This is a genomic window from Draconibacterium halophilum (assembly GCF_010448835.1).
GTDB classification, from domain to species: domain Bacteria; phylum Bacteroidota; class Bacteroidia; order Bacteroidales; family Prolixibacteraceae; genus Draconibacterium; species Draconibacterium halophilum.
Genome location: NZ_CP048409.1, coordinates 2137114 through 2160187 on the forward strand (window position 1 = coordinate 2137114; position 23074 = coordinate 2160187).

At 38.9% G+C, this 23074-nt stretch carries 26 protein-coding genes; 10 read left to right on the forward strand and 16 right to left on the reverse strand.

The features are described from left to right. Positions 1–3: 3 nt before the first annotated feature. Positions 4–552, reverse strand: coding sequence for an RNA polymerase sigma factor (locus G0Q07_RS08565; RefSeq protein WP_163345696.1), 549 nt, complete (start codon positions 550–552; stop codon positions 4–6). Between the two features lie 47 nt (positions 553–599). Next, complete coding sequence (locus G0Q07_RS08570; protein ID WP_163345697.1) at positions 600–1346, reverse strand: NUDIX hydrolase; 747 nt, start codon at positions 1344–1346, stop codon at positions 600–602. 167 nt (positions 1347–1513) lie between these two features. On the opposite strand from G0Q07_RS08570, the gene ychF reads away from it, so the two are divergent. After that, positions 1514–2614, forward strand: coding sequence for a redox-regulated ATPase YchF (gene ychF / locus G0Q07_RS08575; RefSeq protein ID WP_163345698.1), 1101 nt, complete (start codon positions 1514–1516; stop codon positions 2612–2614). A gap of 194 nt (positions 2615–2808) precedes the next feature. Here ychF and yajC read toward each other — a convergent pair whose 3' ends face one another. The 6 genes from yajC to G0Q07_RS08605 form a co-directional block, all read right to left on the reverse strand. Then, the gene (gene yajC, locus G0Q07_RS08580; protein WP_163345699.1) at positions 2809–3132 is read right to left on the reverse strand and encodes a preprotein translocase subunit YajC; all 324 of its coding nucleotides are present in this window, start codon (positions 3130–3132) and stop codon (positions 2809–2811) included. An 11-nt stretch (positions 3133–3143) separates the two neighbouring features. Then, complete coding sequence (locus tag G0Q07_RS08585) at positions 3144–3575, reverse strand: DUF1573 domain-containing protein (protein WP_163345700.1); 432 nt, start codon at positions 3573–3575, stop codon at positions 3144–3146. 99 nt (positions 3576–3674) lie between these two features. Next, complete coding sequence (gene nusB, locus G0Q07_RS08590) at positions 3675–4622, reverse strand: transcription antitermination factor NusB (RefSeq protein ID WP_163345701.1); 948 nt, start codon at positions 4620–4622, stop codon at positions 3675–3677. A gap of 308 nt (positions 4623–4930) precedes the next feature. Then, positions 4931–6205: an acyloxyacyl hydrolase gene (locus G0Q07_RS08595; RefSeq protein WP_163345702.1), complete on the reverse strand. Its 1275-nt coding sequence runs from the start codon at positions 6203–6205 to the stop codon at positions 4931–4933. A 134-nt stretch (positions 6206–6339) separates the two neighbouring features. Further along, positions 6340–7095 carry a rhomboid family intramembrane serine protease gene (locus G0Q07_RS08600; RefSeq protein ID WP_163345703.1) on the reverse strand — a complete coding sequence of 252 codons (756 nt, stop codon included), beginning with the start codon at positions 7093–7095 and terminating at the stop codon, positions 6340–6342. 160 nt (positions 7096–7255) lie between these two features. Continuing rightward, entirely contained in the window at positions 7256–8281 is a 1026-nt protein-coding gene (locus G0Q07_RS08605; RefSeq protein ID WP_163345704.1) for a threonine aldolase family protein, read from the reverse strand. 64 nt (positions 8282–8345) lie between these two features. Here G0Q07_RS08605 and G0Q07_RS08610 point away from each other — a divergent pair, with 64 nt between their 5' ends. Then, positions 8346–9017, forward strand: coding sequence for a GOLPH3/VPS74 family protein (locus tag G0Q07_RS08610; protein ID WP_163345705.1), 672 nt, complete (start codon positions 8346–8348; stop codon positions 9015–9017). A 5-nt stretch (positions 9018–9022) separates the two neighbouring features. Then, complete coding sequence (locus G0Q07_RS08615) at positions 9023–9337, forward strand: hypothetical protein (protein ID WP_163345706.1); 315 nt, start codon at positions 9023–9025, stop codon at positions 9335–9337. Between the two features lie 4 nt (positions 9338–9341). Here the strand turns inward: G0Q07_RS08615 and G0Q07_RS08620 are convergent, their stop codons facing one another. Continuing rightward, positions 9342–9872: a glutathione peroxidase gene (locus tag G0Q07_RS08620; protein ID WP_163345707.1), complete on the reverse strand. Its 531-nt coding sequence runs from the start codon at positions 9870–9872 to the stop codon at positions 9342–9344. A gap of 289 nt (positions 9873–10161) precedes the next feature. Between G0Q07_RS08620 and G0Q07_RS08625 the strand changes: the two genes are divergently transcribed. Both G0Q07_RS08625 and G0Q07_RS08630 read left to right on the forward strand, forming a co-directional pair. Next, the gene (locus G0Q07_RS08625; RefSeq protein WP_163345708.1) at positions 10162–11265 is read left to right on the forward strand and encodes a DNA polymerase III subunit gamma/tau; all 1104 of its coding nucleotides are present in this window, start codon (positions 10162–10164) and stop codon (positions 11263–11265) included. A 17-nt stretch (positions 11266–11282) separates the two neighbouring features. Continuing rightward, positions 11283–11912 carry a hypothetical protein gene (locus G0Q07_RS08630; protein WP_163345709.1) on the forward strand — a complete coding sequence of 210 codons (630 nt, stop codon included), beginning with the start codon at positions 11283–11285 and terminating at the stop codon, positions 11910–11912. Positions 11913–12044: 132 nt separating this feature from the next. Here the strand turns inward: G0Q07_RS08630 and pdxH are convergent, their stop codons facing one another. Then, positions 12045–12680 (reverse strand): pyridoxamine 5'-phosphate oxidase, encoded by a 636-nt coding sequence (gene pdxH, locus G0Q07_RS08635; RefSeq protein WP_163345710.1) that lies wholly within the window; start codon positions 12678–12680, stop codon positions 12045–12047. 263 nt (positions 12681–12943) lie between these two features. Here pdxH and G0Q07_RS08640 point away from each other — a divergent pair, with 263 nt between their 5' ends. After that, a complete protein-coding gene (locus G0Q07_RS08640) occupies positions 12944–13552 on the forward strand; it encodes a redoxin domain-containing protein (RefSeq protein ID WP_163345711.1) in 609 nt (202 codons plus the stop codon). Between the two features lie 55 nt (positions 13553–13607). Here G0Q07_RS08640 and rsmD read toward each other — a convergent pair whose 3' ends face one another. From rsmD to G0Q07_RS08655, 3 genes are read right to left on the reverse strand one after another with little or no spacing between them, the layout of a single operon-like run. Continuing rightward, positions 13608–14141, reverse strand: coding sequence for a 16S rRNA (guanine(966)-N(2))-methyltransferase RsmD (gene rsmD, locus G0Q07_RS08645; protein ID WP_163345712.1), 534 nt, complete (start codon positions 14139–14141; stop codon positions 13608–13610). A gap of 5 nt (positions 14142–14146) precedes the next feature. Beyond that, entirely contained in the window at positions 14147–14959 is an 813-nt protein-coding gene (locus tag G0Q07_RS08650) for a DUF3822 family protein (protein WP_163345713.1), read from the reverse strand. A gap of 3 nt (positions 14960–14962) precedes the next feature. Further along, entirely contained in the window at positions 14963–15595 is a 633-nt protein-coding gene (locus G0Q07_RS08655) for a hypothetical protein (protein WP_163345714.1), read from the reverse strand. A 92-nt stretch (positions 15596–15687) separates the two neighbouring features. On the opposite strand from G0Q07_RS08655, the gene G0Q07_RS08660 reads away from it, so the two are divergent. Further along, positions 15688–17121: an ATP-dependent DNA helicase gene (locus tag G0Q07_RS08660; RefSeq protein WP_163345715.1), complete on the forward strand. Its 1434-nt coding sequence runs from the start codon at positions 15688–15690 to the stop codon at positions 17119–17121. On the opposite strand, the gene G0Q07_RS08665 is transcribed toward G0Q07_RS08660, so the two are convergent. From G0Q07_RS08665 to rpsA, 3 genes are read right to left on the reverse strand one after another with little or no spacing between them, the layout of a single operon-like run. Further along, positions 17118–18029, reverse strand: a complete 912-nt coding sequence (locus tag G0Q07_RS08665) for a ribonuclease Z (RefSeq protein ID WP_163345716.1) — start codon at positions 18027–18029, stop codon at positions 17118–17120. The genes G0Q07_RS08660 and G0Q07_RS08665 overlap by 4 nt on opposite strands. A 7-nt stretch (positions 18030–18036) precedes the next feature. Further along, a complete protein-coding gene (locus G0Q07_RS08670) occupies positions 18037–18390 on the reverse strand; it encodes an STAS domain-containing protein (RefSeq protein WP_163345717.1) in 354 nt (117 codons plus the stop codon). A gap of 39 nt (positions 18391–18429) precedes the next feature. After that, entirely contained in the window at positions 18430–20466 is a 2037-nt protein-coding gene (rpsA, locus tag G0Q07_RS08675) for a 30S ribosomal protein S1 (protein WP_203532703.1), read from the reverse strand. Positions 20467–20767: 301 nt separating this feature from the next. On the opposite strand from rpsA, the gene rfbA reads away from it, so the two are divergent. The 3 genes from rfbA to rfbD are packed head-to-tail and all read left to right on the forward strand — an operon-like array spanning position 20768 to position 23071. Next, positions 20768–21649: a glucose-1-phosphate thymidylyltransferase RfbA gene (gene rfbA / locus G0Q07_RS08680; RefSeq protein ID WP_163345718.1), complete on the forward strand. Its 882-nt coding sequence runs from the start codon at positions 20768–20770 to the stop codon at positions 21647–21649. Between the two features lie 7 nt (positions 21650–21656). Then, entirely contained in the window at positions 21657–22211 is a 555-nt protein-coding gene (gene rfbC / locus G0Q07_RS08685) for a dTDP-4-dehydrorhamnose 3,5-epimerase (protein ID WP_163345719.1), read from the forward strand. A 5-nt stretch (positions 22212–22216) separates the two neighbouring features. Then, on the forward strand, positions 22217–23071 hold the full coding sequence (rfbD, locus tag G0Q07_RS08690) for a dTDP-4-dehydrorhamnose reductase (RefSeq protein ID WP_163345720.1): 855 nt from the start codon (positions 22217–22219) through the stop codon (positions 23069–23071). Positions 23072–23074 lie beyond the last annotated feature (3 nt).

Consider the following 23074-nt stretch of genomic DNA (forward strand, 5'->3'; position numbering starts at 1 on the left):
CTACTAATCTGTATTTTTTAAGTAATCCTCAATTTTTTTTACGGCATGATGATATGATGCTTTAAGCGCTCCTACTGATGTGTCGAGTATTTCAGAAATTTCGTCGTATTTTAGGTCGTCAAAATATTTCATGTTAAAAACAATTCGTTGCTTTTCGGGCAAACGTACAATTGCCTTTTGTAATTTCAGCTGAATCTCATCTCCTTCAAAATAAGGGTCTGAGGTCAGGTTGTTCATTAAGTATTCACTAGCATCGTTCATCGGCATAAAACTCTTTTTCTTTTTTGAGTTAATGAAAGTGATCGATTCGTTGGTAGCAATACGGTACAACCAGGTAAAAAGACTCGACTCTTCCCGAAAATTATCGATACTGCGCCATACTTTTAAAAAGGTATTCTGTAAAACGTCGTCAGTGTCGTCATGGTTTAGAACAATTTTACGGATATGCCAATACAATCGCTCCTGATAGGTGCTTACCAATTGATGAAAAGCAAGATCGCGCTTATTCACGTCCTTTAAATCGGCTATGATATGTTTCTCAGAATCCGGCATTAACTTTAAGATCAGACATAGAATGCCACCAAAGGTTTAAAAAATTATCAGATTCTGAAATTTAATCCTTCTTCTTTTAATTTATTGTACACATCAAGATCAAAAGCATACAGTTTGGCTGCCCGGTGTGCAACATTGGTTTGCTTTTCTCCGGTATCGACTAAGAGTCCCATATTCTGAATCTTCTTCCTGAAATTTCGTGTATCGAGCGTGGTATTCAGTAGTCCTTCGTACAAGGTTTGTAATTCGGTTAAAGTGAATTTATCGGGTAGCATCTGAAAACCAACCGGATGGTATTTTACTTCATCGCGCAATTTTTTTAAGGCTTCATTAATAATCATTTTATGATCGAAAACCAACTTGGGCAGTTTGTCAATCTCGAACCAGTTTAAAACTTTTGCCATTTCAGATTGGCGTAAATCGTGGTATTCCGGGTTGATAATGGCATAATAGGCAGTGGTTAGAACACGCTTAAAAGGAACACGCTCAACCTTTCCAAATGTTTTTACCTGGTTAAGATAAACATTTTCGAGCCCCGTACTTTTCGATAAAATAAACTTGGCATATTCGTCAATGTCTTCCTCGGCAGGCAAGTGGGAGCCAATTAAACCCCAATAGTCTTGCCCCAAATGCATTGGGTTTTCGGAGTAAAGGACTTCTACGTCCTCGAAGTTGTCTTTTTCAGCAAAAAAACGTCTGGCAACCTCAGAATCCGATTGCCAAAGAAGTACACACAGTTTATTGTCTTTAAAGCCAAAAATTACACAGTCAATAGATAGATGTCTTAGTATCATAAGTTAAATGTTTAGACAAATGTAACCACAGATTTTAAAAAAAACGAATATCATACTTGTGAAATGTACAGTAAGCCCTGTTTTGCTAATGAAAAAGTATGGTAAAGCATCAATATTTAAATACCAAAAAAAAATTACCTTTGCACCGCAATTTTTAAATAAGTAAAATGGCTTTAAAATGTGGTATTGTTGGTTTGCCAAACGTAGGAAAATCAACATTGTTTAATTGTTTATCGAGTGCCAAAGCACAATCAGCAAATTTTCCTTTTTGTACTATTGAGCCCAATTTGGGTGTTATTACTGTACCCGACGAGCGATTAACCAAGTTGGAGGAATTGGTAAAACCGCAACGTGTGGTTCCAACAACTGTTGAGATTGTTGATATCGCCGGTTTGGTTCGCGGAGCAAGTAAAGGAGAAGGTTTGGGTAATAAATTCCTTGGTAATATTCGCGAAACAGACGCGATTATTCATGTGTTGCGTTGTTTCGAAAATGAAAATATTACGCACGTTGATGAAACAATTAATCCGGTGCGCGATAAGGAAACCATTGATATTGAACTTCAGTTAAAAGATCTGGAGACTGTTGAAAGCCGTATTACTAAAGTTGAAAAACAAGCACGCACAGGAAATGATCCGGAAGCCAAGCGCATGTTCCGTATTCTATCAAAATACAAAGATGTGCTGATGCAAGGAAAATCGGCCCGAACTATTGAGGTGGATCCGTCGGATGCAGCCGCAGTTAACAGCTTGGAATTGTTGACAAATAAACCGATACTGTATGTTTGTAATGTTGATGAGCCTGCTGTAATAAAAGGTAATGCACATGTTGAAGCGGTTAAAGAAGCCATAAAAAATGAAAACTCCGAGATGCTGATGATTGCGGCAGCAACAGAAGCTGATATTGCTGAGCTGGATGATTTCGAAGAACGCCAAATGTTTTTAGACGATCTTGGCCTGGAAGAAGCCGGTGTGAGTAAATTGATAAAAACAGCCTATAAATTACTTCAACTGGAAACGTATTTTACGGCCGGTGTAAAAGAAGTTCGTGCATGGACCTACAAAAAAGGAAGCAAAGCACCTCAGGCGGCAGGTGTTATTCACTCCGATTTTGAAAAAGGATTTATTCGTGCCGAGGTAATTAAATACAACGACTTTGTAACCTTAGGATCGGAACTGGCATGTAAAGAAGCCGGGAAAATGTCGATTGAGGGAAAAGAGTATGTGGTAAATGATGGCGATATAATGCACTTTAGGTTTAATGTTTAAAAAGCCTGAAGTCGGGAGACCGAAGTCGGAAGAAAAGAAAAGGCGTGGAAGATATATCTTTCACGCCTTTTCTTTTTTCTCTCCTTTGGGAGGCCAGGAGGGATAAAAAATCTTTTTGTAGCGAAAGGTCTGAGAAACAAAAAGGGTTGCAATTCAAAAATTGCAACCCTTTTTTTTATGCTATAAGTTTTTGATTAACGCTGCGGTTGAACGTCGCTCATATCTTTAACAATACCGTTTTTGTCCACTTTAATTACAACTTCTTTTGAAATCTCCAGCTGTATTGCTGTTTCCTCAATCTTTACAACTTTTCCGTAAATACCACCAGTTGTAACCACTTTGTCGCCTTTTGCCAGACTTTCACGGAACTTACGCGTTTCTTTTTGGCGTTTCATCTGTGGGCGAATCATAAAAAAGTAAAATACTACGATGATTAGCAACAGTGGTAAAAAGCTCATTAAAGGATTGGCATCACTACCTTCTTGCGGTTGCATCATTAATAAAATCGAATTCAACATGACTATAATTTTTAATATTTAATATCTATTAGTTCGTTCTCAACTTGGGCAAAAATAGCTAAATGTTTTAATTCTTTGCTATTTCCAAGTACTTCAATTGTTTTGTATTCTCTACCAACCAAACCTGCGGTGTTAAATTCTACTTCAATTAAAGCGTTTTTCCCTGGTTTTACAGGCTTGTTATTAAAGTTCGCTTTTACGCAACCACAGTCGGTTTCAAGGCTTTTGATTATAAAATTGCTGTTGCCGTTATTTGTTAGAACAAAGGTGTGCAATACAATTTCTCCGGCTTGTAACTGACCAAAATCATGAATGGCTTCATCAACCGAAATTTCGGTTATTGCCGGTTTTTCAGTAGTTTGTTTTTGATTGCTGCTGCTACTTTTATTGGCATCGCACGAAACTAAAGTAATTAGCAATAATATAAAAGCCAGTTTTTGCATTATAGCGATGAACGTTTAAAGTTATCAGAAAAAATATGCTGCATTTTACCGATTTTAAAAGTTGTCGGCATTCTTTTAATGTATAGTAATTATACCCTATTACTCGCCAATAAGTCCGCGTCCTTCTTTACTAATTTTTTCGGTGCGTTTTAAATCTTTCAGTGTTTTATCCAGAATACCGTTAATGAAATTGCGGCTTTTCTCGGTGCTGTAAAATTTCGAAAGTTCGATATATTCATTCAACGTTACCTTTGTAGGAATGGTTGGGAAATACAGGAATTCGGTAATGGCCTGTTGCATGATTAGAATGTCCATAAACGCAATTCGTTCCACATCCCAGTTACGCGAGTGTTCTTTAATCAGTCCGCGCAATTCATCGTGATTGATGATGGCTTTTCGCAATAGGTTTTTCGTAAAATCGCGGTCTTCCTGGTCTTTAAACATTGGCATTAGCGATTGTTCCGAATCCGAAAGTTCGTTAAAACGCCGGAGCGTTTTCGAGATCATAGAAATTACAAATTCTACATCATCGTTCCAGTAAATGCTTTGCTCTTCAAGCACCATATACAGGTCTTCCGAAATAAGAATAATCTTATTAAAAAGTTTTTCAATAAACTTGCGGTCGTTCAGGTACGAACGATTGTCGTCGGCCATGTATTCGGTGTAAATATCCGACTCAATCATCATCAGGTACAACTCCTTAATTAGCTCAGGATGATCTTTCCAGTGTAGTTTTTTCTGATCCAGGTAGGTATTCAGTTTCTTGTTATTACGCAACTGATGAATAAGCTGGTTGGTTATAAACTTGGTATTCGGATTCAGATCATTGTGTGTTGGCTGATGTTTGTTTCTTTTGATCTCGATACGGCCTTCGGCATAATCTGCAATTTCTGTTACCAGCGATAACAGGTAGTGATAAAGGTCGTAAGATTTGTGGATACAAAAGAACAGTTCTTTCTCAGTGTTATTGATCGATTTCTCGTCGTGGGAGTAGTAGGCGTACAATACTTGTAAAACCTTAGTGCGGATAATCCTTCTGCTAATCATTATTAATGAACTTCGTATAATTTCGATGCAAAATTACATCTTTTTTTGAATCCCTGCACAGAAAAGAAAGCAATTGCAGAAAGTTATTTTAATGTGAAGGAAGTGAACGCTGATGATGCTGATTTAATCAATTCATGTAGAATGAGATTAATGGTTTGAAACTGTTCTGTTAGTGCATTAAATTGATTGTTTATCTTCGTGTGAAGCTATCACCTGGTAGGGCTTCTCCGATAGTCATTTAAGGGTTAAAGTATCCAAAATCTGTTACAATTACACTTCCCATGTTTTATGATGAGATACAATTGGTATTATTTCCGATAAAACGAAGGGTATTTGTTGTTAAAGCGGTAGCCTAAGCCCAGCATAAGATAGTTAGGCAGGTGAGAATCTTTTACACTGTAACCAATGTGAACAAAAGAATTCCTGGTAATTTCTGTTTTAAGGGCTATAATCTGGTAGTAAGCTTTAAGATCGCCTTTGCTGTATAAGGCATTTTTTCCCAGTCCCAGTCCAACCGTAAAATAAGGCATTACATATTCGGCACGAACCGACAGCCCCAATGCCAGTTGTTGATTAAGTGGTGGTTTATAAAACACCTGACGAGGTTCCATAACGTAATCTTCGGTGTACACATTGGCACTTCCATCGTAAACCCCATCGAGCGATATGCCCAGGCGAAGTTTATAACCGAGGTTATACATCGGGGAAAAACAAAATCCCATTACCGGGTAAGCTTCAGGCGATGCAATCTGTTCTTCCATAAAATCAACTCCGGTACGGCGCCATGAACCAAAAAAAACAAGATCGTAGCTAATATGTCTTTTAAACAAAGGAACCATTGATTCTGACGGGAGAATAATAGGTTTCTTTTTGGGGATGAAGGTATATAAAACACCTGCTTTTACACCAAGTGTATTAAGTCCGGCATTGGGGAATTTCGTGTTGCCGTTAGAAAAATGGGTGACTGCTACACCGGTGTTAAAATTCAAATTATCGGCAAGCACCCAGCTAAAGTAAAAGTTGGTGTTGATGTAGGCATTTGCTTTTGATCCAATTACGGTGTTATTGGGATTGTTTTCATAGTCATAGGGTTTCCATCCCAGCGATAAGCCAAAATTCCACTCGTAGTTTAACGATAGCTTTGGGGATATTTGGCTCACCCGTGCTCCCTGAAACAGGTAAAATGAAAACGGGTTTCCCAGCTCTTCGCTGTGGCTTAAATTATAATGTGCCAGGCCAATTCCCTGATAAGGTTTTCCGTAAATCTTGTCGGCAAGGGTGTTGGGGGAAAAACGAAAGGAATATTTTAAATGCGTTGAGAAGGACGATTTGATTGGATTTGAGGTGGTGTTTGCATCTTTAAAGTAAGTATTTGTTGGCAATATGTAACCCGGACGAATTTCAACTCCCACCCCGTGAATAATGGGCGTTGAGAAAAAAAGTGAGTCGAATGCACCAGGAATAGTATTGTAATTTTCAGAAAGCGTGTATTCGGTTATTTCGCTGGTCGGAAGATATGTCTTTTGGGCATGAGCAATAACCGAAACGAAAAGCAAAATATAAAAATGAGAAGTTCCTTCCAATGTATTTTATTGCCCTTCATACTTTCTGTAAATCTGTAGATTAAATCCGAAAAGGAATTTAAGGGAGGTAAATATAGGTTTTTATTTGTTGAATATAATGGAAATTTTACTCGATTAGAAAGAAGAATTTATCACTAGTCTTGTCGGTGCTTTGTTCCGTTTTGCTCCGAATCTTCCTCAGTAACGTCAATTGAATGTGTGTAAGTTGATTTGGAAAAATAATAGGTTTCATCATTTTCTTCCTCGTCATCATCGGGTTCATCTTCCCAATCGAATTTTTCGCGGCGCACAATGTATTTGCGGTAATAAAAGGCCAGCAATACGCCAAAAATAGCTCCCGATAAATGGCCTTCCCACGAAATTTCGGGACGGATGGGCAACAAGCCCCAAACCAGTCCGCCATAAAGAAAAACCACAATTGCTGATAGCGTGAGTAGGCGTACATCGGAGCGGATAATGCCACTTACAAAATGAAAAGCAGCCAGTGCATAAACCACTCCGCTGGCACCTATGTGCCAGGCTTCGCGCCCCATAAACCAGGTGCTGATACCCGATAAAATATACAACAGGAAAAAGATGCGATAAGAAATGCGCCGGTAGAAATAAATGAGCATAAAACCCAGAATAAAAAAGGGCAGCGAATTAGATATTAAGTGGCTGAAATCGGAATGTATAAAAGGGGAGAAGAGAATTCCCTGTAATCCATTTACGTGTCGCGGGAAAATACCAAATTTCACAAAACTTAAACCCGAGGTTAGTTCAATGATTTTGACAATCCATAAAAGCAATACAAATAGAGCCGGAAACAAGAGACTGTGGAAAAAGATCTTTTTCTCCATCTCCGGATCAAGATTTTGTGGGTTGCTCGGATAGTAGCGGAATAGTGGCATATATATGTTTAACTATAGGATTTTTCTTGTGATGTGGTAACTACAGATAATCTGAGTTGTCATTTCGACGAAGAATGAGGAGAAATCTTTCACAATTGGAACAGATTTAGCTCCGCTGATTTTCAATTCTCAGTCGTGCCTCCTTCGAAATGACAGAATATCAATTCAGCAGTTCTCTAATCAACTTCACAAACGAATAAATCTCTTCTTCGGTGGTATCAAACGAAGTCATCCAGCGCACTTCCGATTGTATTTCGTCCCACATATAAAAGAAGAATTGTTCGCGCAAGGGCTCAATAATTTCTTTTGGTACGATAGCAAAAACACCATTTGCCGAAACCGGTTGTGTGAGTTTTATTTCCGGAATTTTTGCTACTTCGGCTTCCAGTAACTTCGCCATTTTGTTGGAGCGCGCTGCTGTTTCTTTCCACAGGTCGTTCCCGAGGTAAGCAATAAACTGGGCACCTACAAAACGCATTTTCGAGTACAACTGCATACTTTGTTTACGCAGGTATTTTGTTTGTTTTGTTAACGAGGGATTAAAAAACAATACCGCTTCGCCCATCATCATTCCGTTTTTTGTGCCTCCAAACGATAGAACATCTACTCCACAACCTACCGTAAATTCTTTAAAATCCATGTTGAGCGCAATGGCAGCATTGGCGATTCGGGCACCGTCCATATGTAAATACATATCGTATTTGTGCGCCAGATCGGCCAGAGTTTTTATTTCTTCGGGCGAGTACACGGTTCCCATTTCAGTTACCTGCGAAATTGAAATTACTTTGGGTTGCGAGTGGTGTTCAAAATCAAAACCCTTTAAATGGGGCAGCACCGCTTCGGGCGTAACTTTTCCATTCACCGGTTCAACCGGAATTAGTTTGCAGCCGGTAAATTTCTCCGGCGCACCACATTCGTCTTCCTGAATATGCGCCGTCTCAGCGCAAATTATTGAATGATAACTTTGGGTAAGCGTTGATAAACTCAACACATTGGCCCCGGTGCCGTTAAAAACAAAAAACACCTCGGTGCCGGCACCAAACTTCTCCTTAAAAATATCGATGGCTTTTGCCGTGTAGGGGTCGTTGCCATAACCAACAACGTGTCCCTGGTTGGCGGCTTCCATTGCTTTTAAAATTGCCGGGTGAACTCCTGAATTGTTATCGCTTGCAAATCCTTTATTCATCGTTTAAAATTGTAACTTTATTAAAATTATCTTACGAATTAAGTAAGAAAAAACTAAAAATTATATGAATCAGCCAATTCCTTTAGCTCAAAAGATTTATTTTCTTGGCATTCATCCCGAAAAAGGAGGTATTCGATCGGGATCAGTGTCGGCAATGCATTTTGTTGTTATCGGCACACTATTAATGGATTTATACCTTCAAAATAAAATTAAATTTGAAGGGAAACGGGTGGTTGTACTTTCTACTAAATCCGATAGTAAATTGCATCGTTTTGTTCTGGAAAAAATGAGTAAAGCAAAATCGCCAAAGAAGATTTCTACCTGGATTAATAAACTCAATTACTCGCAAAAGCACATTAGAAGCGAAGTACAAAAAGGACTGATGGAGAAACGTTTGGTACGATTGGAAGACAAGCAGTTTTTGTTTTTTAAATGGAAAAAACCGGTTGTTGTCAACAAACAGGTGATGTATAGGATGGTAGCCGAAATTGATAGCCAGATTTTTAAAGGAACAACTGCCGAAGATGAACTGATCTTTTTATCGTTTTTAGAACCGGCAGCGCTGTTAAGGCTTATTTATCAAGACCGTAAAAAACGGAAGCAAGCCAGAGCCCGGCTAAAACAAATGATGGTTGAAAACAAGGTGTCGGGGGCAGTTACCGAAGCCATTGCTGTATCGCAGGCTGTTGCTGCTACAGTGGCTGCAAGTGCTGCTGCAACGTCGGCTGCAACATAGAATTTATGAAAAAGGAAAAGCTCAAAAAAATAATTCTGTATATAACCGGACCGGGTGTTTTGTTTGTTGAATTGATTGCCTTGTTCGTACATTTATTTACCCCGACTAATACACGCACGTGGATGATTGGCGGTTTATTCGTCTTTTTTGTGGGTTTTGTTCCGCTTTATTGTTATGAATATTTTAGGCAGGAATTTGGAAAAGAGGATAAAAAATCGATTCGATTTAATAAAAAAAGTGGAAGAACCGAATGGCGGGGAGGGAACATTCACGGAAAGATTCCGACAAAAACCAAAACTCACGGGAAGTACTTTAAGTGAAATACTACTCCTTTAGCCAGTCTTTTAATTTATTGCTTAAAGGACTTGTGGCAGGACCTAAAAAATCAACTACATTTCCCTCTTCGTCAACCATAAACTTCTGAAAATTCCACCATACTTTTGCATCGAGTGTTCCATTTTCTTCACTGTTTGTCAACCACCGATAAACCGGAGGAGGATTTTCTTTTATCGATATTTTTTCCATCAGTGTAAAACTAACTTCGTATTGCGCACAAAATTCCTTGATCGTTTTATTGTCTCCCGGCTCCTGTTTCCCAAAGTCGTTACACGGAAAAGCAACAATTTCAAAATCGTCGCCGCCATATTCTTCGTACAGTTCTTGTAGCTTTTTGTATTGTGGTGTTAACATGCATTCCGAAGCCGTATTTACCACAAGTACTTTCTTGCCTGCCAGGCTCGAAAAATGTAAAGTGTCGCCTTCAATTGTTCGGGCCGAAAAGTCGTGCAATGTTTTATATTGAGCCAAAACAGTAGTGGTGCAGAAGAAGAGAACGAAAAAGATATAATTTCTCATTTTTATTAAGTTTTTCACTATCAAATGGTTCTAACCTGAAAAATTCTTCAAATTTTTCACACAATGTGTTGACGATTGAAAATCAGTAGGATATGTTACTGAGAGAAATCAATTCGATGATTTTCAATGTCAAGGTTAGCCCTGACAAATAATTGTATTTCAATTATTTCGTCAGCCCAATGGATGATTAATTCATTTAATCAGGCTAAAAATACCACTTTCGATGTTAATAAAAAAACGCTGCTAAAAAGCCATATTTAATTATCTTTGGTCAACTTCTAAAGTGAATATGGAGAATTTTATTGTATCAGCACGAAAATACCGACCGGACTCGTTTCAGACGGTTGTAGCACAAGCATCGATTACCAATACGCTAAAAAATGCTATTAAGAGCAATCAGTTGGCGCATGCCTATTTGTTTTGCGGACCGCGAGGGGTTGGGAAAACTACATGTGCACGTATTTTTGCCAAGACAATAAATTGCACAAACCTTACCAACGCTACCGAAGCTTGCAACGAATGCGAGTCGTGTTCATCGTTTAACAGTAGCCGTTCGTTTAATATTCACGAATTAGATGCCGCCTCGAACAACTCGGTTGATGATATTAGAAATCTAACCGATCAGGTACGGGTGCCGCCACAAATGGGGAAGTACAGCGTGTATATAATCGATGAGGTTCACATGTTGTCGTCGCAGGCTTTTAACGCCTTTCTGAAAACGCTTGAAGAGCCGCCAAAACATGCCATATTTATTTTGGCAACAACCGAAAAACATAAGATCATACCAACGATTCTTTCACGTTGCCAGATCTTTGATTTTAACCGAATTGGCGTTTCTGATATTTCGGATCATTTGGAATATGTGGCCAAAAGCGAAAATGTTGACGTGGAAGGCGAAGGGTTGAATATTATTGCGCAAAAAGCCGATGGTGCTATGCGCGATGCACTTTCAATTTTCGACCAGATTGTAAGTTTCTCGGGGAAAAAGATCACGTATCAGGATGTGATTACCAACCTGAATGTGTTGGATTACGATTACTATTTCCGTTTGGTTGACGAGTTCTTGAAAAACAATGTTGCCGAGGTGATGGTAATTTTTAACGACATTCTGAGCCACGGTTTTGATGGGCATCATTTTATAACCGGTTTGAGTAGCCATTTCCGGGATCTGTTAGTTTGTAAAGATCCTGTAACGATACAACTGCTGGAAGTTGGTGGCGATATAAAAGAACGCTACCGCACACAGGCTACATCTGCCGAGAGCGACTTTCTGCTTGATGCCATGCAAATTGCAAATGCCTGCGATATACAGTACAAAACGAGCCAAAATAAACGACTACTCATTGAACTGGCATTGATTCGGATAGCGCAGCTAACCTTAAAAAAAAAATAGTTGAAGGTCAGGAAGACATGCTGGAGCCCATTTTTTCGGGCAAAGATCTGCCGGAAGAAAGTGTTGGAGCAAAACCTAAAAGTGAGCCGGTAAATCCGCCGCAACAAAATACTCCACAGGAAAAATCAGTAAGTTCTGCACCCGCAACTCCACCAAAAAGATTAGTAAAACGTTCGGGCCGAGGGCTTGGTACAACGTCGATAAAGAGAGCTTTGAAAGGCGATTTTGATGATGAGAAAAAACAAATGTCGGCCAAAGAACAATTTAAGTTGTATTCGAAGGCGGATGAAACTGAGCCTTTTACAGCAGAACAGCTGGAAGAAAAGTGGAAAGCATTTTTACCGCGACTGGACGACCGCCCGAGTTTAAAAGCTACCTTGTCATTGTTGCCAAAAATTCAGGAAGACTGGACTTTGTTATTGGAAGTTGATAACCGAATTCAGGATGAACTTCTGGTAAATGTAAAACCGGAATTGATTTCTTATTTGCGGAAAGAATTACACAACTCGAAGATTAATCTAAAAACGGTTGTTGCCGATATAAAGCGGGAGAAAGTGATCTATTCGGATATTGAAAAGTACCAGGAAATGGCCAAAAAAAATCCAAACCTGGCTTTATTGAAACGCACTTTAAACCTTGATTTTTAAAAGAAAGCCAGTGCCAGGTCAACTATTTAACTGAGAAGCGTCATGCTGAATTTATTTCAGCATCTTTTAAATAATGAAGATTCCGAAACAAGTTCGGAATGACATACTTAATATTTAAGGCCTGACTTAACATTAGGGCGACAAGCGTTTAATCTTCCATTCCTTTTCAACAAGCTCATAAACAATTCTGTCGTGTAGACGGCTTTCGCGGCCTTGCCAAAACTCTATTCGTACCGGACAAACCAGGTAACCACCCCAATTTTCAGGACATTCAGGATGCTCTCCTTTGAAAGCGTTTTGTAAGGATCTAACTTGTTCCTCAAGTTTGCTTCTGGATGTTAATGTTGCACTTTGAGCAGAAGCGCAGGCGGCAATTTGACTTTCCAGGGGCCGAGAATTAAAGTATTGTTCCGATTCTTTACGTGTTGTTTTTTCTGCAATTCCATCAATACGAACCTGGCGTTCCAGTTCCGACCAGAAAAAGTGAAGACCAACTTTATTATTCTTTTCGATGGCTTTCCCTTTCCGGCTGTCGTAATTAGTAAAGAAAGTAAATCCTTCTGTCGAAATATCTTTCAGCAGAACAATTCGTGATTGCGGAAAACCGTCAGCTTCGGCAGTAATCATACTCATGGCCGAAAAATCGTTCACATTGGCGAGTTGTGCATCATTTAGCCAGTCTTTAAACTGATCGATAGGCGATGCAGCTACACTTTGTTTGGTTAGTGCTGCGTATCTGTATTCTCTTCTTGTGGAATCTAATTTCATCTCTTTCTAATTTATCCCGTCTTTTCAAACGTTAACTTATGCCGGAATGAATCTGTCAGCATAACCATTAATAGAATATTTTGTTTACATCTCTATCCTCTGCTGAACCATTTATTTAAAATCGTGTTTTAATAAAAGATGGTTTAGTATTTATATAGTGTATTTTGAATGACCATAAATGAATTTGATCTTTTAACATCAACCGAAATGAATTACATGTTTTATGCGAGTTCAATACAGCGTTAACTTAAAATTATAACCGTATGAAAAAATTAGTTTTTATTCTAGTAATTCTGTTGAGTGTGAATGTAGCATTTGCAGGAGACGGGAAACAATTGGCAATTGGCGACAAGGCTGTTCATACTGATGTGAAAATGAAAGATGTATCAGGGGCGGAGTTGTCATTAAGCGATGCCAGTATGGAAAATGGACTTTTGGTGATGTTTTCATGTAATACATGTCCGTTTGTTGTAGCCTGGGAAGACCGCTTTAACGAGGTGAAAAAATGGGCCGACAAAAATGAAGTTGGTATGATCGTACTAAATTCGAATTACCAGAAGCGAGATGGTGCCGATAGTTTTGCAGAGATGAAGAAGAAAGCCGAAGCCGAGGGCTACAATTTCAATTATGTGGTAGATGAAGAAAGTAAGATTGCCAATGCTTTTGGAGGTCAAACAACTCCTCATGTGTTTTTATTTGATGGAGATATGAAATTGGCTTACAAAGGAGCAATTGATGATAATTACAAAGATGCTGAAGGTGTTACACAAGCGTATTTAAAAGAAGCACTGATAAGTTTGGGAAACAACGATGCTGTTGCTATTACCGAAACAAAACCTGTTGGTTGCGGAATTAAACGAAAAGTAGAATAATTTTAGATTTGATTATTTATAGCGCTAACTCTCATCTGTAACGGATGGGAGTTTTTTATTTTTCAAAAAAGCTGAAATTTACTTTTCCGTAGGTTCTTAATTCTTTAAAACAGGAGTGCGACGAGAAATTATACTCTTTAGGATGTTCAAGAATAAAAAGTCCATCTTGTTCTAAAATATCGGTATTTAGTACTGCATCCGGAATTTCGTCAAATTTTGGATGATCAAATGGTGGATCGGCAAAAATTATGTGGTATCGATCTGTTGTTTTTTGCACATACTTAAATGCGTTGGCTTTAAAAACCTTCGCGTTTTCAATTTTAAGAGCATCTATAACTTCCAGAATAAATTTGTAGTGTGTAAAATGCGTTTCAACTAGCGTGGCGCTCAAACAACCTCTGCTTAAAAATTCATAGGCCATACTTCCTGTTCCGGAGAACAGATCCAGAATGTTCTTATTCGAGAACTCATAACGGTTTTCAAGAATGTTGAACAAGCTTTCTTTTGCAATGTCGGTTGTTGGCCGGGCTTTAAACTTTTTGCCTGGATGAAATATTCTTCCTTTAAATGTGCCTCCTATAATTCTCATATGAACTACAAAAATAGACTAATATTTTTTGTTATAAGTGCTTTGTCGATAAATGGTGGTATTGCAATACCGGCAGAGATTGGTGTTGATTGTGGAAAATGCTTTTGCAACAGGTCCTCCAGTCCGGTATGGGCATTTGTTTTTCCTGCATACAATGTAGTAATATCTTTGGCCGAAATAGTAAACTGGCGTAAAACGGTTAGAATAAAGTAAACCACGTCGTTCGGGTGTTTAAAGCTAAAATTATTGATCAACTTCAATTCGTTTTGGCTGAACAGTGCCAGCGAAAAATGATTGGAGTTAAAAAGGAGTAAGAGTTTTTGGGCGGCTTCTGAACTCCCGTTTTGTTCAATAAGTTGATACAAGGGGTGTGTGATTTGTGCAGAAGGCAAGTGTTCGTTTATCGTTTGCATGAAACTTTCAGGAATGGCAAATAGTAACTCTGCTTCAGGTGTAGCAATTGAGTTATTGATCCAGGTTGACTTGTCATCGTTTTCAAAAAGAAGGGGAGTGATTTCCTTGTTAAGTCGCTTCTGGTAGAGCTGTTTAGGGACCAGCGTGAAGTTTTGGGAATGGTAGAAAAGAACTATTTTATCAAAGTTATTTTGAAGAATTGTTTCTTCGGAAAACAGCGATTCAAAATGCCTGGCTAATAAGTTTTTGTTACTTATTTTTAGAGTAATATCTTTAAAATAGAGTAGTTTTTCTTGTTTGGGGCAAACAATAGAAAAAGAAAATCCATTCAGGCTAGCCTGAATGGATAATATTTTCTCACCGGAAGTTTCCGGTTGAAACGTTTCGTCTACAAATTCATGCATGGTTTATTCCCAGTTACCTGCATTATTGTTTGTTTCAGCCAACGAACCAACTCTTAAACCCGGATATTTTTCGTTTGTTCTGCGCTGATCGTTAAGGTTAATGATCAATTGCTCATCTAAACCTCTTAGAATAACGTTGTTATGTGCTTTTGCTTCAAAAACAGGAACCTTAATACCAGAACCGGTAGTTATGATTGTAGCACCCAGGTGGAACTCTGTAGGTTCGCCGGGAACCGGAACATAACGCAAGCTGTTTGCATCGTAGCTACCTCCGTAAAGGGCATCGATAACTCCAACTTTTACAGTATCACGAATGATAAGTCCCATTTCAATCGCTTTTTTCTCAGTAATTTTTGCTTCGATCATACTGTCAGTCAATTCACCAATAGCTCTTACGTTTCTAACAGAGTCTGTTGAAACAAAACTGATTAAAGTGTCCCAGCTTCCTGTAAACTGACCATAGATATCTTTGTAGGCCAATTGAGCTTTACGAATATCTTTTAACTTTGCAACGGTTTCTTCATAGCGCGCATCTTTAGCTTTTTCGAAAGCAATTGGGCGCTGAATACTTTGGTAGATAAAATATGTAAGCACAATGGCTACAATGAATAGTACAATCTGAATTACGGTTCTCATTTTTATTTTTTTATAAGTTCATTTTTCGTTTGCTTGCAAATTTAAAAAAAAAAATAAATTAGTTTCTTTTACCCTATGTTATTTTAGCTTGTATGATCAAAAATCACTTAAAAGCCGTATTAACCGAAAAACTGGGCTTCCCGCCAACAAATTCTCAAGCTCATTTGATCGACACTTTAGCTTCATTTATCTCCGGTGTGGAGCCCGATCGAATAATGTTGATTAAAGGCTACGCCGGAACGGGAAAAACAACCATGATTTATTCATTGACACAATGTTTGCTTTCCCTCAAAATTCGTTCCGTTTTATTGGCTCCAACAGGACGTGCGGCAAAAGTAATGGCTTCATATTCAGGAATGCCTGCTTTTACTATTCACAAAAAAATATACAGGCAACAATCAACGTCGGATGGAATGGGGCGTTTTGTTTTGAATAAGAATTTGTACAAGAATACTTATTTTATTGTTGATGAGGCATCAATGATATCTAATGAGATGAGTGAGAATGCAGTTTTTGGTAGCGGTCGATTGCTTGATGATTTACTCGAATACGTTTATTCAGGCGAGAATTGTCATCTCGTTTTAGTTGGTGATACTGCACAGTTACCTCCGGTAGGTTTAACTATCAGTCCGGCGCTGGAAGCCTTTAGCCTGGAGCAGTATGGTTTTTCGGTAAGCGAAGTGGAACTGAAAGACGTTGTACGTCAGGCGGAAGGTTCTGGTATTTTAAACAATGCCACGGAAATGCGAAATATTATTGCAGAACACCATCACGAAGGTTTTTTTCCAATCGAAACACAAAATTTTCCTGATGTTGAGCGCATTTCGGGAGGTGAGCTTATTGAAACAATTTCATCGTGTTACGACAAGTATGGTTTTTTTGATACCACGGTAGTTACCCGCTCAAATAAACGTGCTAATCTTTTTAATAAAGGTATACGTGGCTCAATTTTGTACAAAGAGAATGAGATTGAACGTGGCGATTTAGTGATGGTGGTTAAAAATAATTATTTCTGGCCCGACGAAGATACCAAGCTGGATTTTATAGCTAACGGCGATATAGCCGAAATCATTTCGATATACGGATATGAAGAGTTGTATGGATTTCGCTTTGCTGATGTGTGTTTGCGTTTTGTCGACTACGAGGATGTGGAACTGGATTGCAAAATCTTTTTGGAAACGCTGAGTATTGAGACGGCATCTTTTCCGTCTGAACGCAACCGCGAGTTGTTTAAAGCTGTTTCTGAAGATTACCCGGACATCCGAAACAAAAAAGAACGTTGGGAAAAGATCAAAGAGAATCCGCATTTTAATGCATTGCAGGTAAAATATGCATATGCATTAACTTGTCATAAAGCGCAGGGCGGGCAGTGGAAAGCTGTTTTTGTCGATCATGGCTACCTGGTGGAAGATATGCTTGACACGGAATACTACCGTTGGTTATACACCGCTTTTACGCGTCCAGCAGAAAAATTATACCTGGTGAATTTCGATAAAGGATTTTTCGACGGAGAAGAAGGCTTTTAGATCACGTATTTCTTTCCTTCGGTTGCCAGTTCTGTATTTTCAAAAACCTCACGGGCTTCGTTTTTAAAGTCGTCCAATTTTTTAAAACGGCTTGAAAAATGACCAATCAATAGTTTTGAAGCCTTACTAAGTTTTGCCATTTCTGCCGCCTGACGGGCAGTAGAGTGGAGTGTTTTTTCAGCCAAATCTTTTAGCTCTTCCAAAAATGTAGCTTCGTGGTAAAGCATATCCACACCATCAATAATTTCTGCAATTGGCGGATGAAAAGCTGTGTCGGTGCAAAATGCATACGATTTTGGTTTTGGTGCGGGAATCGTAAGTTTTTCGTTCGTAATCAGCTTTCCTTCTTCAGTTACAAAATCAGCGCCTGCTTTTATATCCTTTATTTTTGCCAGCGGAATGTTGTAATACGTTATCATTTCCTTTTTAATGTTGGCTTGTTTTTGCTTTTCTCTGAACAAAAAGCCTAAAGTAGGGATGCTGTGTTTTACCGGAAACGAAAGCACTTCAACGTTTTTATTCTCAAATATCGTTTGAGGTTTTTTCTGGTTTAGCGGATGGAAAACAGGGTTTATGCTCATTTCTCCACGAATAAAATCGAGCTGAGGCTTAATAAGTGCTTTTAGCTCAGAGGGAGCATAAATGTGCACATCGCTTTTTACACCCAGCAGATTCATGGTCGATAGCAAACCAATTAATCCAAAATAATGGTCGCCATGCAGATGTGAGATAAAAATATGCTGGATCTTACTGAAACTGATTTTATTTCGTCGCAGTTGTATTTGGGTTCCTTCGCCACAGTCTATTAAAAAACAACGCCCAGGTACTTCAAGTACCTGGGCTGTTGGATATCTATTAGAAGTCGGCAATGCTGAATTACTACCCAGTATGGTTAATTCGAAAGACATTCTGTAACTACAGGTTTTCTTTCTTTTCCAATAACTCCTCTGCTTCTTCAACCGTTTCGGTAATTAGCAAAACGGTATGAAGCATCGAAATCTGTACCAGGTTCTCTACATCGGGCTGCAAACCGCAAAGGATAAAAGTTCCTATTGCATCTTCGCATAACCGGTTGGCGACTAAAACTGATCTTAATCCTGACGAATCGCAGTAACTAACACTACTCAGGTCAAGAATGATGTTTTTCTCACCATTGTTATTAATAACTACCAGCTCCGATTTCAGGTCGGGCGCATTGTTGGTGTCTAATCTGTCAACGTTTACCTTAACTAAGGTATACTTCTCGTTTTTCCGAATATCGAATGCCATGCTTCAATTTACGAAATTCAAATTACATACACCAAGTGCTTATTTATCTTTTTTCTCGTCTTTCTCCATTTGCTTTTTCAAAGCAGCCAAATCACTTACGTCACCAAGCGTAGTTTTTTCGACATTTTCGCTTACTGATTTCATGGCGCGTTTTGTATTGCCTTTTTGAGCTTTACGTTGTTCGCCTTCAGCTGCGCGTTTTACATCTTCGAAAATACGTGAGTGAGATACAATGATTCGTTTTGCAGACTTGTTGAACTCGATAACTTTGAAATCAAGTTTTTCGTCTTGCTTAACGGAGGTACCGTCTTCTTTTACAAGATGACGAGGAGTCGCGAATCCTTCAACACCATAAGGAAGTGCGATAACAGCACCTTTGTCCAGCAATTCAACCACAGTTCCTTCGTGGATTGAATCGGCAGTGAAAATGGTTTCGAATACATCCCATGGATTTTCTTCAAGCTGTTTGTGTCCCAAACTTAAACGACGGTTGTCTTTGTCGATGTCAAGTACTACAACTTCAATTTCTTCACCAATTGCTGTGAATTCTGATGGGTGTTTGATCTTTTTCGTCCAGCTTAGGTCTGAAATGTGAATCAAACCGTCAACACCTTCAGTAATTTCTACAAATACACCGAAGTTTGTGAAGTTGCGCACTTTTGCAGCGTGCTTGCTTCCAACAGCGTATTCTGTATCAATTTTCGACCAAGGATCTTCTTTCAGTTGTTTAATACCCAACGACATTTTGCGTTCGTCGCGGTCAAGAGTAAGAATTGCTGCTTCAACTTCGTCGCCAACGCTTAAGAAGTCTTGTGCACTGCGCAGGTGCTGGCTCCAGCTCATTTCTGAAACGTGGATCAAACCTTCAACTCCGGGGGCAATCTCAACGAATGCACCGTAGTCGGCAATAACAACAACTTTTCCTTTTACTTTGTCGCCAACTTTCAACTCTGAATCCAGGTTATCCCATGGGTGAGGAGTTAATTGTTTCAGACCAAGAGCGATACGTTTTTTGTCATCATCAAAATCAAGGATAACAACGTTCAGTTTCTGGTCTAATTCAACAATCTCGCTTGGGTGAGAAATACGTCCCCAAGACAAGTCAGTGATGTGGATCAATCCGTCAACACCGCCAAGGTCCATAAATACACCGTATGAAGTAACGTTTTTAACGGTTCCTTCCAGTACCTGACCTTTTTCAAGTTTAGCGATAATTTCTTTCTTCTGTTGTTCAAGCTCAGCTTCAATAAGTGCTTTGTGTGAAACAACAACGTTACGGTATTCGTGGTTGATTTTAACCACTTTGAATTCCATTGATTTACCAACGTAAATATCGTAATCGCGGATAGGTTTAACATCAATTTGCGAACCTGGCAAGAATGCTTCAATGCCAAATACGTCAACGATCATACCGCCTTTAGTACGGCATTTGATGTATCCTTTGATGATTTCATCGTTTTCAAGCGATTCGTTAACACGCTCCCAAGAACGGGTTGCACGCGCTTTTTTGTGCGAAAGGATCATCTGTCCTTTTTTATCTTCAAGACTTTCGATGTAAACATCTACTTTGTCGCCTACTTTCAACTCTGGATTGTAGCGGAATTCGTTTAAGCTAACAATACCGTCCGACTTGTAACCTATGTCAACAACTACTTCGCGTTTGGTTAAAGAAATAACAGTCCCTTCCAGAACTTCTTTTTCTGTAACAGTGTTCAGCGTGTCGTTGTAAAGATTTTCAAGACTGCCTCTTTCTTTTTTAGAATAAGCGTCTCTTCCTTCTTCAAGGCTGTCCCAGTCGAAATCAGTATCTGCTTCTGCAGTTGTTTCAACGGTTTTTTCTTCTTTTTTTGCTTCTGCTTTAGGAGCGTCCACTTTTTCGTCAGCCGCAGTTTCTTCAACCGGAGCCTCAGCTTTTTCTTCAACCACAGTTTCTTCAACCGGAGTTTCCGCTTTTTCTTCAGCTACAGTTTCTTCAACCGGAGCTTCTGTAGTTTCTTCAACTACCTCTTTTTTTTCTTCCTGAACAGGAGTTTCTGGCACTTCTTGTTCAAGATCTTTTTTCTTCTCTTCAGTCATGTAATTTTAATTAAATTAATGAGTTAGACTTTATATTTGTTAAAAATTGCGCGCGCAAAATTAAAACTAAATTCTATTAAAACAAAAGATTCATGTTATTTTGTTGAAATAGAGGCAAATTGAGTGGGTTTTAATACAATTTTCTATCAGGATTAAGATACTATAGTTTTATGCTGTGTTTTTCAATTGCAATCCGAGTTTCTTTTATTTACTTTTGGAGCCTTACTTTTATACTCTTTTTCTAATTTTATATGATGATAAAGTAAATCAGATTAGCGATAAAATAAATAAACCATACAGAATGAAAGGAATAATTTTAGCCGGCGGTTCCGGAACTCGTCTTTATCCAATTACACGATCTATCTCAAAACAAATCATTCCGGTTTACGATAAACCCATGATTTATTATCCCTTGTCGGTTTTAATGCTGGCAGGTATTCGTGAGATACTAATCATTTCAACGCCTGAGGATATTGGTTTGTATGAAAAATTATTTGGCGACGGGTCGCAACTGGGGTTGAAACTGTCGTATAAAATCCAGCCATCGCCCGATGGTTTGGCGCAGGCATTTATTTTAGGCGAGGAGTTTATTGGCGACGATAACGTTTGTATGATTCTTGGCGACAATATTTTCTATGGTTATAAGTTCAGAAAGATTTTGGAACAGGCTGCAACTATGGAAGACGGAGCAACTGTTTTTGGTTACTATGTAAATGATCCGGACCGTTACGGGGTGGTTGAGTTCGATGATAATGGTAAAGTAATTAGTATCGAGGAAAAACCAGACGAACCAAAATCGAATTATGCGGTAACCGGCCTTTATTTTTATTCCAACGATGTAGTTGAAAAAGCAAAAGGCTTAAAACCATCGAAGAGAGGCGAATTTGAAATTACCGACCTTAATCGTTTGTATCTTCAGGAAAAACGTTTGAATGTAAAACTACTGAGCCGTGGATTCGCATGGTTAGATACAGGTACACACGACAGTTTGTTGCAGGCATCAAACTTTATATCAACTATTGAGCAACGACAAGGCTTGAAAGTTTCGTGCATTGAAGAAATTGCTTGGAAAAAAGGCTACATCACCACAGAGCAACTGATTGATTTGGCCAAACCGCTCAGTAAAAATCAATACGGCGAATATTTATTGAAAATAGCCGAAAAAAAAGCATTTACATTTTAGTTAAGGGATGAATATAGTACAAACGGGAATCCCCGGATTGGTAGTGATTGAACCGCGGGTGTTTGAAGATGACAGAGGTTATTTTTTCGAAACTTTTCAGCAAAAAAGGTACCTGGAAGCAGGAATTGAAAGACCATTTATACAAGATAACGAATCACGCTCGACAAAAGGCGTAGTAAGAGGTTTGCACTATCAATTGGGCGATGCGGCACAGGCAAAATTGGTGCGTGTTATACAAGGAAGTGTTTACGACGTTGTTGTTGATTTGCGAAAAGGGTCGCCCACTTTTGGGAAGTGGTTTGGAGTTGAACTCAACGAAAAGAATAAGAAACAGTTATATGTGCCGCGCGGTTTTGCTCATGGCTTCTCGGTTTTAAGCGAAACAGCTATTTTTACCTACAAATGTGATAACTTATACAATCGCGAAACCGAAAGATCGATTAATCCGTTTGATGAAACTTTAGGGATTGACTGGCAGTTGAAAAAAGAAGAGTCTGTTGTATCGGAAAAAGATCAGAATGCTCCGGCGTTTGAAAAGGCTCAAATGAATTTTGTGTATTAGCAGCGATGAAAATATTAATAACAGGAGCTTACGGACAACTTGGTAATGAATTAAACGTATTAAGTGAAAATTATCCTGAATGGGAATTTGTTTTTACCGATGTTGATTCGTTGGATATTACAGATGAAGAGCAGGTGAAAAACTATTTTGATGATAATGGTTTTGATCTGGTAATTAATTGTGCAGCATACACCGCTGTTGACAAGGCGGAGTCGGATTTTGAAAATGCACAAAAAGTAAATGCACTGGCGCCCAAATTTCTGGCAAGATATTCGAAAGCCAACGGTGCAAAGTTTATTCATGTATCAACCGATTATGTTTTTGCCGGAGATGGGCATTTTCCTTATGAAGAGACAGATGCGGTTGCCCCGAATGGAGCATACGGAAGAACAAAGTTGGAAGGCGAACAAAACTGTCGGGCTGAAAATCCTGAAACAGTTATAGTCAGAACAGCTTGGTTGTATTCCGCATTTGGGAATAACTTTGTAAAAACCATGCTTCGTCTTGGTAAAGAAAAAGAGGAGCTGGGCGTAGTTTTCGATCAGGTGGGATCGCCAACATACGCAGCCGATTTGGCACAGGCCATTTTAAAAATAGCCGAAAGCGAAAATTTTGTACCGGGTATTTATCATTACTCCAACGAGGGAGTGACCAGTTGGTACGATTTTGCTTTGGCAATTTTCGAAATTTCGGGTGTGGATTGTAAGGCAATACCAGTACTCTCGGAGAATTTTCCAAGCCCTGTGAAACGTCCGGCCTACAGTGTGTTGAATAAAGCTAAAATTAAAGAAACTTATAAGTTGGAAGTGCCTTATTGGCGCGATAGTCTGAAAATTTGTTTAAAGAAACTGATAAAATAACGA

Excerpts from the sequence above, each read along its gene's own strand:
- G0Q07_RS08565 (WP_163345696.1), bottom strand. The coding sequence starts at position 552 with ATGCCGGATTCTGAGAAACATATCATAGCCGATTTAAAGGACGTGAAT.
- G0Q07_RS08570 (WP_163345697.1), bottom strand. The coding sequence starts at position 1,346 with ATGATACTAAGACATCTATCTATTGACTGTGTAATTTTTGGCTTTAAA.
- ychF (WP_163345698.1), top strand. The coding sequence starts at position 1,514 with ATGGCTTTAAAATGTGGTATTGTTGGTTTGCCAAACGTAGGAAAATCA.
- yajC (WP_163345699.1), bottom strand. The coding sequence starts at position 3,132 with ATGTTGAATTCGATTTTATTAATGATGCAACCGCAAGAAGGTAGTGAT.
- G0Q07_RS08585 (WP_163345700.1), bottom strand. The coding sequence starts at position 3,575 with ATGCAAAAACTGGCTTTTATATTATTGCTAATTACTTTAGTTTCGTGC.
- nusB (WP_163345701.1), bottom strand. The coding sequence starts at position 4,622 with ATGATTAGCAGAAGGATTATCCGCACTAAGGTTTTACAAGTATTGTAC.
- G0Q07_RS08600 (WP_163345703.1), bottom strand. The coding sequence starts at position 7,095 with ATGCCACTATTCCGCTACTATCCGAGCAACCCACAAAATCTTGATCCG.
- G0Q07_RS08605 (WP_163345704.1), bottom strand. The coding sequence starts at position 8,281 with ATGAATAAAGGATTTGCAAGCGATAACAATTCAGGAGTTCACCCGGCA.
- G0Q07_RS08610 (WP_163345705.1), top strand. The coding sequence starts at position 8,346 with ATGAATCAGCCAATTCCTTTAGCTCAAAAGATTTATTTTCTTGGCATT.
- G0Q07_RS08615 (WP_163345706.1), top strand. The coding sequence starts at position 9,023 with ATGAAAAAGGAAAAGCTCAAAAAAATAATTCTGTATATAACCGGACCG.
- G0Q07_RS08620 (WP_163345707.1), bottom strand. The coding sequence starts at position 9,872 with ATGAGAAATTATATCTTTTTCGTTCTCTTCTTCTGCACCACTACTGTT.
- G0Q07_RS08625 (WP_163345708.1), top strand. The coding sequence starts at position 10,162 with ATGGAGAATTTTATTGTATCAGCACGAAAATACCGACCGGACTCGTTT.
- G0Q07_RS08630 (WP_163345709.1), top strand. The coding sequence starts at position 11,283 with ATGCTGGAGCCCATTTTTTCGGGCAAAGATCTGCCGGAAGAAAGTGTT.
- pdxH (WP_163345710.1), bottom strand. The coding sequence starts at position 12,680 with ATGAAATTAGATTCCACAAGAAGAGAATACAGATACGCAGCACTAACC.
- G0Q07_RS08640 (WP_163345711.1), top strand. The coding sequence starts at position 12,944 with ATGAAAAAATTAGTTTTTATTCTAGTAATTCTGTTGAGTGTGAATGTA.
- rsmD (WP_163345712.1), bottom strand. The coding sequence starts at position 14,141 with ATGAGAATTATAGGAGGCACATTTAAAGGAAGAATATTTCATCCAGGC.
- G0Q07_RS08650 (WP_163345713.1), bottom strand. The coding sequence starts at position 14,959 with ATGCATGAATTTGTAGACGAAACGTTTCAACCGGAAACTTCCGGTGAG.
- G0Q07_RS08655 (WP_163345714.1), bottom strand. The coding sequence starts at position 15,595 with ATGAGAACCGTAATTCAGATTGTACTATTCATTGTAGCCATTGTGCTT.
- G0Q07_RS08660 (WP_163345715.1), top strand. The coding sequence starts at position 15,688 with ATGATCAAAAATCACTTAAAAGCCGTATTAACCGAAAAACTGGGCTTC.
- G0Q07_RS08665 (WP_163345716.1), bottom strand. The coding sequence starts at position 18,029 with ATGTCTTTCGAATTAACCATACTGGGTAGTAATTCAGCATTGCCGACT.
- G0Q07_RS08670 (WP_163345717.1), bottom strand. The coding sequence starts at position 18,390 with ATGGCATTCGATATTCGGAAAAACGAGAAGTATACCTTAGTTAAGGTA.
- rpsA (WP_203532703.1), bottom strand. The coding sequence starts at position 20,466 with ATGACTGAAGAGAAGAAAAAAGATCTTGAACAAGAAGTGCCAGAAACT.
- rfbA (WP_163345718.1), top strand. The coding sequence starts at position 20,768 with ATGAAAGGAATAATTTTAGCCGGCGGTTCCGGAACTCGTCTTTATCCA.
- rfbC (WP_163345719.1), top strand. The coding sequence starts at position 21,657 with ATGAATATAGTACAAACGGGAATCCCCGGATTGGTAGTGATTGAACCG.
- rfbD (WP_163345720.1), top strand. The coding sequence starts at position 22,217 with ATGAAAATATTAATAACAGGAGCTTACGGACAACTTGGTAATGAATTA.